This window comes from Desulfolithobacter sp. (assembly GCF_054025815.1).
On record NZ_JBPMMS010000023.1, the window covers coordinates 1 to 13,571 of the forward strand.

Annotated in this window: 9 protein-coding genes and 3 tRNA genes; all 12 read left to right on the top strand. The window is 54.2% G+C overall.

Translation table 11 applies throughout. The annotated features are described in order from the left end of the window. The first annotated feature begins 156 nt into the window (after positions 1-156). The 12 genes from ACXJJY_RS06275 to ACXJJY_RS06330 all read left to right on the top strand — a co-directional run bounded on the left by ACXJJY_RS06275 (position 157) and on the right by ACXJJY_RS06330 (position 13,521). Complete coding sequence (locus ACXJJY_RS06275; RefSeq protein WP_456386080.1) at positions 157-1,377, top strand: bifunctional 3,4-dihydroxy-2-butanone-4-phosphate synthase/GTP cyclohydrolase II; 1,221 nt, start codon at positions 157-159, stop codon at positions 1,375-1,377. A gap of 39 nt (positions 1,378-1,416) precedes the next feature. Continuing rightward, a complete protein-coding gene (gene ribH, locus ACXJJY_RS06280; RefSeq protein WP_456386082.1) occupies positions 1,417-1,881 on the top strand; it encodes a 6,7-dimethyl-8-ribityllumazine synthase in 465 nt (154 codons plus the stop codon). A 69-nt stretch (positions 1,882-1,950) separates the two neighbouring features. Beyond that, a complete protein-coding gene (nusB, locus tag ACXJJY_RS06285; RefSeq protein ID WP_456386084.1) occupies positions 1,951-2,712 on the top strand; it encodes a transcription antitermination factor NusB in 762 nt (253 codons plus the stop codon). A 70-nt stretch (positions 2,713-2,782) separates the two neighbouring features. Continuing rightward, on the top strand, positions 2,783-4,963 hold the full coding sequence (locus tag ACXJJY_RS06290; protein WP_456386086.1) for an FtsK/SpoIIIE family DNA translocase: 2,181 nt from the start codon (positions 2,783-2,785) through the stop codon (positions 4,961-4,963). A gap of 457 nt (positions 4,964-5,420) precedes the next feature. Then, positions 5,421-5,846, top strand: coding sequence for an adenylyl-sulfate reductase subunit beta (aprB, locus tag ACXJJY_RS06295; RefSeq protein WP_267926733.1), 426 nt, complete (start codon positions 5,421-5,423; stop codon positions 5,844-5,846). Positions 5,847-5,910: 64 nt separating this feature from the next. Beyond that, positions 5,911-7,926, top strand: a complete 2,016-nt coding sequence (gene aprA / locus ACXJJY_RS06300; RefSeq protein WP_456386089.1) for an adenylyl-sulfate reductase subunit alpha — start codon at positions 5,911-5,913, stop codon at positions 7,924-7,926. Between the two features lie 169 nt (positions 7,927-8,095). Next, positions 8,096-9,349: a CoB--CoM heterodisulfide reductase iron-sulfur subunit A family protein gene (locus ACXJJY_RS06305; RefSeq protein WP_456386091.1), complete on the top strand. Its 1,254-nt coding sequence runs from the start codon at positions 8,096-8,098 to the stop codon at positions 9,347-9,349. Positions 9,350-9,360: 11 nt separating this feature from the next. After that, positions 9,361-11,622 carry a hydrogenase iron-sulfur subunit gene (locus ACXJJY_RS06310; RefSeq protein ID WP_456386093.1) on the top strand — a complete coding sequence of 754 codons (2,262 nt, stop codon included), beginning with the start codon at positions 9,361-9,363 and terminating at the stop codon, positions 11,620-11,622. Positions 11,623-11,756: 134 nt separating this feature from the next. Then, positions 11,757-12,962 (top strand): quinone-interacting membrane-bound oxidoreductase complex subunit QmoC, encoded by a 1,206-nt coding sequence (qmoC, locus tag ACXJJY_RS06315; protein ID WP_456386095.1) that lies wholly within the window; start codon positions 11,757-11,759, stop codon positions 12,960-12,962. 239 nt (positions 12,963-13,201) lie between these two features. Continuing rightward, positions 13,202-13,277 (top strand) — tRNA-Thr (locus ACXJJY_RS06320). A gap of 20 nt (positions 13,278-13,297) precedes the next feature. Beyond that, a tRNA-Tyr gene (locus tag ACXJJY_RS06325) sits at positions 13,298-13,382 on the top strand. A 63-nt stretch (positions 13,383-13,445) separates the two neighbouring features. Further along, positions 13,446-13,521: transfer RNA gene (locus tag ACXJJY_RS06330), tRNA-Gly, on the top strand. The last annotated feature ends 50 nt before the right edge of the window (positions 13,522-13,571 follow it).

A 13,571-nucleotide genomic window follows, 5' to 3' on the forward strand; every position in this document is an offset into this window, starting at 1 on the left:
CGCAGGGGTGGAACCCGGTGGAGAGGACGGCGGGATCAATCCCGCTTTTTTGGCGGAACACGGGTTTTTACGAGAAATTGCTGCAACCGGCCCCGGGGCCGGTCGCAGCAGTGAAAAAGAAGAGAATGCTGCAAAGCGTAACCTGTGAGCAGAAAAATGGCAGTCAGTCCCATTGAAGAAGTAATTGAAGATATCAAAGCCGGCAAGATGATCATCCTGGTTGATGACGAAGACCGGGAGAACGAAGGCGATCTCTGCATGGCCGCCGAAGCGGTGACCCCGGAGGCCATCAATTTCATGGCCACCTACGGCCGGGGGCTGATCTGTCTGGCCATGAGCCCGGACATTATCGAGCAGCTCCAGTTGCCCATGATGGTGCAGAACAACCAGTCCCAGTATGGAACCGGGTTCACCATTTCCATCGAGGCCCGCACCGGGGTGACCACCGGTATTTCCGCCGCCGATCGGGCCCGGACCATTCAGGCAGCGGTCAATCCCGACGCAAAGCCCAGCGATATTGTCAGTCCCGGTCATATTTTCCCGCTGCGGGCCCGCGAGGGTGGGGTCCTGGTCCGGACGGGACAGACCGAGGGTTCCGTGGACCTGGCCCGGCTCGCCGGCATGCGGACTGCGGGAATCATCTGTGAGATTATGAATGAAGATGGCACCATGGCCCGGATGCCGGATTTGGAGAAGTTCGCAGAGAAACATGGGCTCAAGATTGCCACTATCGCTGATCTGGTTGCCTACCGTTTGCGCGAGGATACCCTGGTCCATCGAGCTGCCGAGGCCCGGATGCCCACCTATCATGCCGGCGAGTTTCGGGTTATAGCTTATAAAAACGATGTGGACCAATATGAGCATGTGGCCCTGGTCAAAGGAGAGATTTCTCCGGATGAACCGGTTATGGTCCGGGTGCATTCCGAGTGTCTTACCGGCGACGTATTCGGTTCCGCCCGGTGCGACTGCGGGGCCCAGCTCCATGCCGCCATGCGGATGGTGGAGCAGGAAGGGAAGGGGGTCATCCTTTATATGCGTCAGGAAGGGCGCGGTATTGGGCTGGTCAACAAGATCAAGGCCTACAGCCTGCAGGATGAGGAGGGACTTGATACCGTGGAGGCCAATGTCCAGCTCGGTTTCAAGCCGGACCTGCGGGATTACGGTATCGGGGCCCAGATTCTCCGTGATCTCGGGGTTCGCAAGATGAGGTTGCTGACCAATAATCCAAAAAAAATCGTCGGCCTGGAAGGATATGGCCTTGAAGTGGTCGGTAGGTTGCCCATAGAGGTGGTCTGCGAACCGGAGAATAGGGAATATCTTCGCTGCAAGCGCGACAAGATGGGGCATATCCTGGAACTGTACGGCGAACAGTCCTGATGGAAGTGTGATTTTGGAAGGGTGAAAAGGAAAAACATCATGGCGAATTATTTTGAAGGAAATCTGTGTGGAGACGGGAGAAAGCTTGGTATTATTGTTGCCCGCTTCAACTCGTTTATTTCGGAAAAGTTGCTGGAAGGAGCCATCGACGCGCTGGTACGTTCCGGTGTAAAGGAAGAAGATATAGACGTAGCCCGGGTGCCTGGTGCCTTTGAGATTCCCCTGGTCGCACAGAAGATGGCGAAGTCAGGAAGGTACGACGCAGTGATTACTCTGGGTGTGGTTATTCGCGGGGCAACGCCGCATTTTGACTACGTGGCCGGTGAGGTGGCCAAGGGCACAGCCCAGGTCATGCTTGATGCCGGTATCCCTGTGCTCTTTGGTGTCCTGACCACAGAAACCATCGAACAGGCCATCGAACGGGCCGGTTCCAAGGCCGGTAACAAGGGAGCTGAGGTTGCCATTGCCGCCCTGGAGATGATTGATCTCATGGATGCCATCTGATCGACCTTCCGGGGCCGCCGGAAATACCGTCTCTTTTTTGAATCCTAATTATTACTTCCCGGAATCACTATGGGGCTTCGACGTAAATCCAGGGAAATAGCGCTCCAGTTTCTCTTTGAACACGATTTCCAGGGACATGCCCGGACTGTTGAGCAGATTGACACCGAACTTGAGCGGTTTGTCGACTGGTCTCTGGAGCGGCTGGTGACCCAGGGAATCTTTGGCTGCTGTAATGAACCGGAAATTCTGGTTCCGGAGCTGCAGAGTCTGGTTCAACGGCTGCAGGCCCATGCCGATATTGTTAAACAGGGAGATGATCAGCCCCTTTATGGGAAGTTTCGCCGCTTCTGTGGCGAGGTCAGCAAGTATTACCGGTTGCATGAGCTGGATGAAGAGACCCCTCTCAGCCGGCAGATGAAAAACGAGTTGCGTTCCTTCTGTCAGCAGGCCCTTGTTCTCCTGAGTTCCCCGGATCTTGATGGGTGCGGTTTTGACGCCGCACAGCTTGTGTCCGGCCTGCGTCATTTCCAGGGATGCCTGGAATCGCTGACGCAACTTTTTTCCTATGTCCGTTTTCTTGGTCAAGGTGTCTGCAGACACTGCGACAAGCTCGACCAGCTCATTATCACCCATTCCCATAACTGGCGTCTTGAACGCATGTCCATTGTCGACCGCAATATCCTGCGTATCGCTCTTCTGGAGATGAACGAAAGCGACGATGTCCCAACCCGGGTCGCCATCAACGAGGCCCTGGAAATAGCCAAACAGTACTCCAATCCTGACTCGGTTTCGTTCATCAACGGCATTCTCGATGCCGCTGCCGCAGAATAACCAGTAAACGACAACCACGATTTCTCTAACCTGAAAATCCTGCCCACTTGGCACTGTCTCTCTGGAAATTATGGCATCACCTGCCACAAAAAAAAATACAGGATACCGGTTCCGTGAAGAGGCCACGGCCCTGGTCAGCCTGTTCCTGGCTGTTTTTCTGTTTCTCTGTCTGCTCAGTTACAGTCTGCCGCTGCTGGGAGAAAATCCCGTCCTGCAGGAGCCATCTACTAACTGGTGTGGCAGTTTTGGCTACTATGTGGCCCACTACCTCTTTTCCTTTTTCGGGCTGACAGCGTTTTTTCCGGTGGCGATTCTGCTTTATACCGCTGCGGCCACCTTTGTCCCGGGCGATACCGTCAATAGAATTCCAGCTATAGTTGCCGGAATCACCGGGATTCTCATTTCCAGCTCCGGCCTGCTGGCCACCGTGGATCGACTTTTCTTTCCGGCCAGCTTCATCACCCCGGGGGGCTATCTCGGTCAGATGGTCTGGCGATTGCTGGGGACATTTACCGGCCCGGCAGGTTCGGTTCTTATTTTGCTTCTCGTACTCCTTTTTTCTCTTATGGCCGCGGTACGATTTTCTCCAGCCACAGCCGGCAGGCACCTGTGGAGCTGGCTGTGTGGTGTCTTGTGGGGCACGTTGCGCCGCCTGCCCTTGGAAAGAGGGCGGCGCGGTCAGGAGGAGAAGCCGACACGGTCCAGAAAGGAACCGGTTGTCAGTGGAGAGATCCCTCAGGACGATGTGCTCGCGAAGCCGCAGGAAGGAAAGCCGGATGTTCATGCGCCGGCTCGTATCGAACTGCCGGACCCTGAAGAGGAATTTGCTCTCCAGCCTCTCAAGGGCGGAGAATACCATCTGCCGCCCTTGACCCTGCTCGATCGACACGAACCCGGCGAGATGGAGGTGGATCGGGAACATTATTACAGTGTCAGCCGGATCCTCACCGACAAGCTGCGTGATTTCGGTGTCCAGGGATCGGTGGAAGGTATCTCGCCCGGTCCGGTGGTTACCACCTATGAGTTTGCTCCGGCCCCCGGGATTAAAATCAACAGGATCGTGTCCCTGGCCGATGATCTTGCCATGGTCCTCAGAGTGGATCGGGTCCGTATCGTCGGATCCATTCCCGGGAAGGCTGCCATTGGCATCGAGATTCCCAACCCGCGGCGGAAGACAGTCTTTCTCAGCGATATTCTCCTTTGCGATACCTACCGGAAATCGGACTCCAGGCTCAGTCTTGCCCTGGGGGTGGATGTGATCGGCAGGCCGGTGGTTGCTGATCTTGCCCGCATGCCCCACCTGCTCATCGCCGGGGCCACAGGCGCCGGTAAGTCTGTAGCCATCAATGCCTTTATCGCTTCGATTCTTTTCAAGGCCACGCCGGACGAAGTGCGACTTCTGATGGTGGATCCCAAGCGGATCGAACTCTCGGTGTACGAAGGGATACCCCATCTGCTTCATCCGGTGGTAGTCGAGCCGAAAATGGCCTCCAGGGCTCTTATCTGGGCTGTGCGCGAGATGGAGCGTCGTTATAAACTGCTGGAGGAAAAGCGGGTCAAGTCCTTTCTTTCCTACAATGAGGTGGCCGAGGAGAAGCTGCCCTATATTATCATCATTGTCGATGAGTTGGCCGACCTGATGATGGTGGCTTCCAAGGACGTGGAATCTTCCATTGCCCGCCTTGCGCAGATGGCGAGAGCAGCGGGCATGCATATCATTCTTGCCACCCAGCGGCCTTCGGTGGATGTCCTGACCGGACTCATAAAGGCCAACTTCCCCACCCGAATCTCATTCAAGGTGTCCTCCAAGGTGGATTCCAGGACCATTCTCGATGGTTCCGGGGCCGAACATCTTCTTGGTAACGGGGATATGCTCTTTCTGCCGCCAGGAGCCGCTAAACTGCAGCGGATCCACGGCGCCTTTATTTCAGAGGAAGAGACCGAGCGCATCATTGAGTATCTCAAAAAGCAGGGCAGCGCGACGTATGATGAATCAGTGCTCAAGGTGGTGGAACAGGAGGAGGCTGTTGAAGACGGTTCTCCCGAAGAGTATGACGAAAAGTATGACGAGGCAGTGGCTGTGGTTACGGAGACGGGACAGGCTTCCATTTCCATGGTACAGCGGCGACTGCGGGTGGGGTACAACCGGGCGGCACGGATGATCGAAATGATGGAGCGTGAGGGTATTGTCGGACCGGCCGATGGTTCAAGGCCCCGCGAGGTGCTTGTCAGAAATACGTATTCTGAGTGACCGGGGAAGCCATGCACGCATTAAATTGTTTAAGGTGCAATGGCTGGTTGTCCAGGGGCCTTCTATCGATACGGCTGTACACCGGCAGGAAACGGATCGGAAAAGAGGGTTCCAGGATCCCGGTGAGGGTCGGTGTTGAACAGATGAATGAATCAGATAATTCAGAATTCTGAATGAAGGGCTGCAACCTTTTTGCTTGACATTGGGTAGGCAACAAATTATAAGGTTATTCGACTAAAAATGAGTGATTATTCATTTTTTTGAGCCTCAGTGAGCAGTGGCGAGAATAGCTTGTAAAATGAATAAGTTGTCTTTTTGGTCACATGCAGTTGCAGGATGGTTGTTGTTGCGGATTTCGCAGAGATTCCAGTCCTGTGCTGTTTGGTTCTGTTAACTGGGGTAATTGGCTTCGCAGGGGCGCAGCCATAAAGGAAAATCAAAGTGAGGAGGTAGATTAATGCCAAGTTTTGTAGATCCTTCAAAATGCGATGGTTGCAAGGGCGGTGACAAGACGGCCTGCATGTACATCTGTCCGAACGATCTCATGGTCCTGAACAAGGAAGAGATGAAGGCGTACAACCAGGAGCCGGACGCATGCTGGGAGTGCTACTCCTGCGTGAAGATCTGCCCGCAGGGTGCCATAATGGTTCGTGGTTACGATGACTTCGTACCCATGGGCGGCCAGGTGCATCCCATGCGGAGTTCTGACTCCATCATGTGGACTGTCAAGTTCCGTAATGGAAATATCAAGCGTTTCAAATTCCCGATCCGGACCACGGCTGAGGGTGCTGCCAATGCCTATGTTGGCGAGAGGGGTGAGAATCTGGACGACGAGCGTCTGCTTCTCGAAGGTGAACTGCCGAGCCCGACCAAGCTGGCATAAGTTTTTCAGTAATTGAATACCAGTAAAAATTCTATTCTGAATATCTATTAGAGGAGATAGAAATATGGCATTACCGAATAAGCCGAAAGGTGAACTGCCCGCCGTAGTGGATCCTGAAATTGTAGAGCACGAGTGTGATGTTCTGATTGTAGGTGGTGGTATGGCCGCCTGTGGTACCGCTTTTGAGATCAAGAAGTGGGCCCCTGAAGACATGAAGATCATCCTGGTCGACAAGGCTGCTCTTGAGCGGTCCGGTGCTGTTGCCCAGGGTCTGTCTGCTATCAACACCTACATTGGCGAGAACGCCATCGAAGACTATGTCAAGATGGTACGTAATGACCTGATGGGTGTTGTTCGCGAGGACCTGATTTACGACCTGGGTCGTCATGTGGACGAGTCTGTCAAGCTGTTCGAAGAGTGGGGTCTGCCTATCTGGAAGAAGGCTGAGGACGGGTCCAACTTGGACGGCGCCAAGCCTGCTCCTTCCCTGCGCGAAGGTGGTACTCCGGTACGTACCGGTAAGTGGCAGATCATGATCAATGGTGAGTCCTACAAGTGCATCGTTGCCGAGCCTGCCAAGACCGCTCTGGGTGAAGAGAACATCATGGAGCGTGTTTTCATCGTTAAGATGCTGCTCGACAAGAACCGTGAGAACACCATTGCCGGTGCAGTCGGCTTCTCCACGCGTGAGAACAAGGTGCATGTCTTCAAGTGCAAGACCGCTCTGGTTGCCTGTGGTGGTGCAGTAAACATCTTCCGTCCGCGGTCCACCGGTGAAGGTAAGGGTCGTGCATGGTACCCGGTATGGAACGCTGGCTCCACCTACACCATGTGTGCTCAGGTAGGTGCTACCCTGACCATGATGGAAAACCGCTTCACCCCGTCCCGTTTCAAGGATGGTTATGGTCCGGTTGGTGCATGGTTTCTGCTGTTCAAGGCCAAAGTTTCCAACGGTCTGGGCGAGTTCTATGCAGGCTCCGATGCGGCCAAGGAAGAGCTCAAGAAATACCTGCCTTACGGAGAGTCTGCCGTTACCCCGACCTGTCTGCGTAACCACCTGATGCTCAACGAGTTGAAGGCCGGTCGTGGTCCGATCTACATGGCTACCGACGTGGCGCTGAACGCCTTCCTCGACGAAGCCCGCGCTGCTGGCAAGTCCGAGAAGGAAGTCAAGAAGATCTGGAAGCATCTCGAGTCCGAGGCCTGGGAAGACTTCCTTGACATGTCTGTTGGTCAGGCTGGTCTGTGGGCCGGTATGAACATCGAGCCTGAGAAGGTTGGATCCGAGATTATGCCGACCGAGCCGTACATGCTTGGTTCTCATTCCGGCTGCTGCGGCATCTGGACCTCCGGTCCGAATGAGGACTGGGTGCCGGATGTTGACGGTCCTCGGTCGCACCAGTACAAGTGGGGTTACAACCGTATGACCACGGTTAACGGCCTGTTCACTGCTGGTGACGGTGTAGGCGCTTCTGGGCACAAGTTCTCCTCCGGTTCCCATGCCGAGGGTCGTATCGTTGCCAAGCAGATGGTTAAGTACTGCCGCGACAATGCCGACTTCACTCCTGAGCTGGCCCAGACCGCTCAGGAACTTGCCGATGAAATTTATGCACCGGTCAAGCGGTACCACGAGTTCGTTGGCGCTTCCACCCATGCCGACGTCAACCCGAACTACTGCAAACCTGCCGGTCTCATGATGCGCCTGATGAAGGCCACCGATGAGTATGGTGGTGGTGTAGCTACCTACTACATGACCTCCGGCAAGCTGCTCGGCATCTGCATGGATCTGCTCGAAATGCTGCGTGAGGACGCAGAGAAGATGGCTGCCGGTGATCTGCATGAGCTCATGCGTGCCTGGGAGAACTACCATCGTATCTGGTGTGTTGAGGCTCATATCCGCCACATCCAGTTCCGTGAGGAATCCCGTTATCCGGGCTTCTACTATCGGTCTGACTTCCCGACCTGTGATGATGAGAACTGGCGTTGCTTCGTCAACTCCACTTATGATCCCAAGGCCGGTGAGTGGAAGTGTGAGAAGGTAGAGTGCATCAACATCATCGAGACCGATCCGTGGCTGTAATTAATCAGTCATAATGATCTGTTAGAGAGAATCTCCAGGCCCGATTGGGCCTGGAGATTTTTCATATACGCGGCAGCTTTTTGTCTGCGTTGGCCGGGAGGCGTGAAACTTCCAGTCAATGGAGCCAGAAATCACCTTTCATCAATACCAGCAGTTATGGAGGATTGGCATGAGTGACACTGCAGGAACTGGTGCGGTACTGGTTGTGGGCGGCGGAATAAGTGGCCTGACGGCCGCTCTGGAAGCTGCGGAGGTCGGTAATGATGTTATTCTTATCGATAAGAATCCGTACTTCGGAGGGCGTGTAGCCCAGCTCAATCAGTATTTCCCCAAACTTTGTCCCCCAACGTGTGGCCTGGAGATCAATTTCAAGCGGGTCAAGGACAACCGGAGAATCAAACCCTACACCATGACCACAGTCAAGTCGGTCAGCGGTGGCCCGGGCAACTACGAAGTGACGCTGGAAACCGCTCCGCGTTATGTCAACTCAAACTGCACAGCCTGCGGCGACTGCGCCGAGGCGTGTACGGACGAGATCGACAATGCCTTCAACTTCGGCATGGACAAGACCAAGGCGATCTTCCTGCCCCATGAGATGGCGTTTCCGCGCCGTTATGTCCTGGCCAAGGATGCCTGCTCGACCGAGTGTCTTGAGGCGATCAAGAGTGCCTGTAAATACGATGCTGTTGATCTGGACATGCAGCCGGAAACCTTTACCGTAACTGTGGGCTCCATTATCTGGGCAACCGGCTGGAATCCTTACGATGCCTCAAAGATGGACAATCTCAAATTCGGGCAATCCGGTGCCATTATCACCAATATGATGATGGAGCGGATGGCGGCTCCCAATGGTCCCACAGGGGGCAGGATCCTTCGTCCCGGGGACGACAAGGAACCCGAATCCTTTGCCTTTGTTCAATGTGCCGGCTCCCGTGACGAAAACCATCTCGAATATTGCTCCTATATCTGCTGCATGGCTACTTTCAAGCAGATGACGTATATTCGCGAGCGGTACCCTGAAGCCAAGATCTATGTGTTCTACATTGATCTCCGTACCCCAGGTAAGTATGAAAAGTTCCGCGAAAAACTTATGGCAGATGAAAATGCTCAGTTTATCAAGGGCAAGGTTGCTGATATCATTCCAGAGGATGACGGTGGTGTGACCGTCGTGGCTGAAAATGCCGTGACCGGTGCCAAGATCCAGCAGAAAGTTGACCTCTGTGTGCTTGCGACCGGCATGCAGCCGGCACTTGGCGAACAGGGCAAGGGACTGGGCGTCAATATGGACGGCAACGGATTTGTTATTTCCGAACCTGAAAAGGGAATGATTGCTGCCGGCTGTGCCAAGTCAGCTGCTGATGTGTATACCTGTGGACAGTCATCTACTGCAGCAGCTCTCAAAGCAATTCAGATCGGACGGTAGGAGGAAGGTCAATGGATAAAGTATATGGAGCATATCTCTGTACAGGTTGTGGTATCGGCGATGTCCTTGACGTCGACGGGCTCAAGGAGGCGGCCTCTGAGACAGGTATCGAGATGGTCGACCATGGTTGTCTGTGCGGCGCCGACGGTCGGGCATTGATCGAGAAGGATATAACCGACAAGGGGGTTAACACCGTTGTTGTCTGCGCCTGTTCACCCCGGGTCATGCAGAAGGAATTCTCTTTTGGTGATGAGATCATTACTGTTCGTGCCAACCTGCGGGAGCAGGTTGCCTGGACCGCCGGTGAGCCCGAAGAGGGTGAAGAGGCGGCAGAGGGAGTAGACGAGTTTCTGCAGGAAATGGGCGAGGATTATGTCCGTATGGCTGTCACCAGGGCCCAGAAAACCGAGTTGCCTGAACCATTCAAGCCTGAAACCCTGGTTAAGAAGATTCTGGTGATGGGTGGCGGAATCGCCGGGCTGACCGCAGCTCTCGAGGCTTCCAAAATGGGCTACGAGGCCACCATAGTCGAGAAAGAAGCAGAGCTTGGCGGCAAGGCTCGCGGCTGGCGCAAGCAGTTTCCCACGGCGTATCCCTATGGTGAACTTGAAAACCCCACCATTGACCAGTTGATCGCTGCCGTGGAAGCGGATCCCAATATTACCGTCAAGACCTCCACCGAGGTCGCCCGCATTGGTGGTGCTCCCGGGGATTTCAACGTCACCCTCAAACCAGCCGGTAGTACGACCGAGTGGGATGCCCCTGCCAAGGTTGGTGTGGATGAACAGGACCTGATCGACAAGGGCGAAATGGAAGATCCAAATGCCGGGCTCAAGCCGTATACCGAAAGGAATCCAGACGGCGAGACTTTTGGCGCGGTGATCCTTGCTACAGGCTGGCGTCCTGCAGATGTCTCCGAGTATGAGCATCTCGGTTACGGCAAGCTCAACAACGTTGTCACCAATGCCGAGTTTGAAAAGCTTGCCAAGCAGGGCAAAGTCCCGGCAAGGGTCGCATTCATTCAGAGCCCAGGCGGTGCTGATAATGACAAGGATTTTCCCTACACCAATTCCGTTACATCCATGGTGGCACTGAAACAGGCAAAGTATGTTCGCGAGGACAACCCTGACGGACAGGCTTTTATTCTCTATCAGCACATGCGGACTCCTGGTCATACCGAGCTGTTTTACAAGAACATGCAGCAGGATGATGGAATTTTCCTGACCAAGGCAGCTGTCACCCAGGTGGAAGAAGGAGCGAACGGCCTGGTTGTCAAGGCCCAGGATACTCTGCTTGGAGATGATCTTGATCTCGAGGTGGACATGGTCGTACTGGCTGCTGGCATGGTTCCCACCACTGTTGACGAGCCCACCATTAATTTGGCCTATCGCCAGGGTCCGGCCTTCCTGGATCTGGATCTTTTTGACGGCTATGCCGATTCACACTTCATCTGCTTCCCTTACGAGACCCGCCGGACCGGTATCTACACCTGCGGTGGCGTGCGTAAAGCTGAAACCATGGAAGAAACCATCGATGACGCCACCGGCGCAGCGCTCAAGGCCATCCAGGCTATCGAGTGTGCGGACCGTGGTGTTGCTGTTCATCCCCGGTCCGGTGACAAGACCTATCCGGACTTTTTCTTTCAGCGCTGTACCCAGTGTAAGCGATGCACTGAGGAGTGTCCGTTCGGTGCCCTGGACGATGATGAGAAGGGTACGCCGCTGCCCAACCCGACCCGCTGCCGTCGCTGCGGTACCTGTATGGGCGCGTGCCCCGAGCGTATCATCGGGTTTGCCGACTACAACATCGATCTCATCGGGTCCATGGTCAAAGCGGTAGAGGTCCCTGAAGACGATGACGACAAACTGCGCATCATCGCTTTTGTCTGTGAAAACGACGCCTACCCCGCTCTCGACATGTCTGGCATGCATCGAAACAAGCTCAACCGGCTGATTCGTTTTATTCCAGTTCGCTGTCTTGGTTCGGTCAATATGGCCTGGATCAAGGATGCCCTGTCCTCCGGAATGGACGGTGCCATTCTCCTTGGCTGCAAGTGGGGCGATGATTACCAGTGCCATTTTGTGAAGGGATCTGAAATTGCGAATCGTCGTATGGAAAACATCGGCGAAACCCTTGGAACGCTTGGCCTCGAGCCAGAACGTTGTGCGGTACGCCAGATTGCCATTTCCGATTACGACAAGCTCCCAGAACTCCTGGAGGAGTTTGTTGAGGAGATCATGGAGCTTGGCCCGAACCCGTTTAAGGGCTTCTAACCTCACTGTCGTGTAAACCGGTTGCCATCCGGACCAATTCATGGTACCGGATGGCAACATTTGAAATTTTCTGGTATAGAACCTTTGTTGCGCTATACAAGTAACAGCTTTCATGACAGGAGGAGAAAATGTCTATGAACGTGCAACCCGATCTCGAATTTATCAAGGACATGAAGAGTGCGGGTGGTGACACTTTGAAAAAGTGTTTCCAGTGCGCAACCTGCTCTGTTGTCTGCCCGCTCTCTTCTGATGACAACCCCTTTCCAAGGCGTGAAATGGTATTTGCCCAGTGGGGTCTGAAAGACAAGCTCATTGGAGATCCCAACGTCCTGCTCTGCCATCAGTGTGGTGACTGCACCGCCTATTGTCCACGGGGGGCAAAACCCGGGGACGTGCTCGGTGCGATCCGGGCCTACATGTACAAATCTTTCGGCTGGCCGTCGGGCCTGGCGAAACTTGCAAGTTCGGGCAAAAATCTGCCTGTACTCATTGGCATGCCGGCTGTGATCATTTTTGTCATGTGGCTCATCTCCGGCGGAATGCATATTCCGTCCGCCGAACAGTTCGCTCACGCCGGTTACGGTCAATTTTTTGGCCACTGGGAGTGGCGCTACCTGGCTAAAAACGTGCTCTTTATAGACCTTATTATGCTTCCTGCCGCTGGTTTGGCTCTCTATGCATCCTACAGGGGTGTGACCAACATGTGGAAGAAGATGGAGGAATACTCAGGAGTAGGTGAGGCTCTGTACCGTCCATCGGTCTCCCAGTTTGTCAAGGAATTCCTGTGGCCGTCCGTGCAGGAAATCATCCAGCACAATCGCTTCCGTGAGTGCAAAACCAATTATGACCGTGTGCGTGGTCATCTGCCGCTGCTGCTCTCTTTCCTTGCCCTGCTCTTTGTTACTGCTTACTCCGCCTTTGTCCAGGATGTGCTCGGAATTATCTGGCCCCAGCTCCACGGACCAATGTCGATGTGGAACCCCGTCAAGATTCTGGCCAATGTCGCTGCCATCGCTCTGATTGTCGGCATCGGCATCCTGTGGGGTAACAGAAGCCAGATGGAGGCCGATGGACAGGCCACACGGACCTTTTATGACTGGTTTCTGATCTGGATGATCATGGGGGTCGGTGTCACCGGCCTGCTTGCGGAGATTTTCCGGCTGATCGGCCTGGCATCGCTTGGATACGTGACCTATTACCTGCATCTGGTATCTGTCATGATGCTGTTTATGTACATGCCTTATACCAAGTTCGCCCATCTCGTCTACCGGACCTTTGCCATGGCTTTTGAGCGTTACCGCGAATCTGCCTATGTCAAGAATCCACTGAACGAAGACTGAAAGTCGCCTGTACGGGATTGCTGAAAAGCCGGAGGGATCATCCTCCGGCTTTTCTGTTTTTACAGTGGGTGAATCGCCAGCAGGTTTCGGTCATGGTCAGATAAGCTCATCCATGAACCGCAATGTTCTGGCCCTATATGTTGAGTTCAGGTACCCTGATCCAAAGAGGTGAAAAAACACTTTGAATGAAAAAAAAGATTGCTTTTTGGAAAAGAGAGGATATATTTGCAGGGTTCAACGCTGGCGTAGCTCAATTGGCAGAGCAGCTGATTTGTAATCAGCAGGTTGCGGGTTCGAGTCCCATCGCCAGCTCCATGTAGTAGAAGACAATATGTGGAGGGGTTCCCGAGCGGCCAAAGGGAACAGACTGTAAATCTGTCGGCGAAGCCTTCGGAGGTTCGAATCCTCCCCCCTCCACCATGATTATGCAGGCGGCTTCAGGCTGTCCGGAATATAGCGCTCCGCGTTATTCGCAGGTTTCGAGCGGGAATAGCTCAATTGGTAGAGCATCAGCCTTCCAAGCTGAGGGTTGCGAGTTCGAGACTCGTTTCCCGCTCCATTTTTTTCGGATAACGAAGGGGCTTTGTTGTATCTGTAAAATCTGTAGGC

Coding starts and splice junctions, on each gene's coding strand:
- ACXJJY_RS06275 (WP_456386080.1), top strand. CDS start 157: ATGGCAGTCAGTCCCATTGAAGAAGTAATTGAAGATATCAAAGCCGGC.
- ribH (WP_456386082.1), top strand. CDS start 1,417: ATGGCGAATTATTTTGAAGGAAATCTGTGTGGAGACGGGAGAAAGCTT.
- nusB (WP_456386084.1), top strand. CDS start 1,951: ATGGGGCTTCGACGTAAATCCAGGGAAATAGCGCTCCAGTTTCTCTTT.
- ACXJJY_RS06290 (WP_456386086.1), top strand. CDS start 2,783: ATGGCATCACCTGCCACAAAAAAAAATACAGGATACCGGTTCCGTGAA.
- aprB (WP_267926733.1), top strand. CDS start 5,421: ATGCCAAGTTTTGTAGATCCTTCAAAATGCGATGGTTGCAAGGGCGGT.
- aprA (WP_456386089.1), top strand. CDS start 5,911: ATGGCATTACCGAATAAGCCGAAAGGTGAACTGCCCGCCGTAGTGGAT.
- ACXJJY_RS06305 (WP_456386091.1), top strand. CDS start 8,096: ATGAGTGACACTGCAGGAACTGGTGCGGTACTGGTTGTGGGCGGCGGA.
- ACXJJY_RS06310 (WP_456386093.1), top strand. CDS start 9,361: ATGGATAAAGTATATGGAGCATATCTCTGTACAGGTTGTGGTATCGGC.
- qmoC (WP_456386095.1), top strand. CDS start 11,757: ATGAACGTGCAACCCGATCTCGAATTTATCAAGGACATGAAGAGTGCG.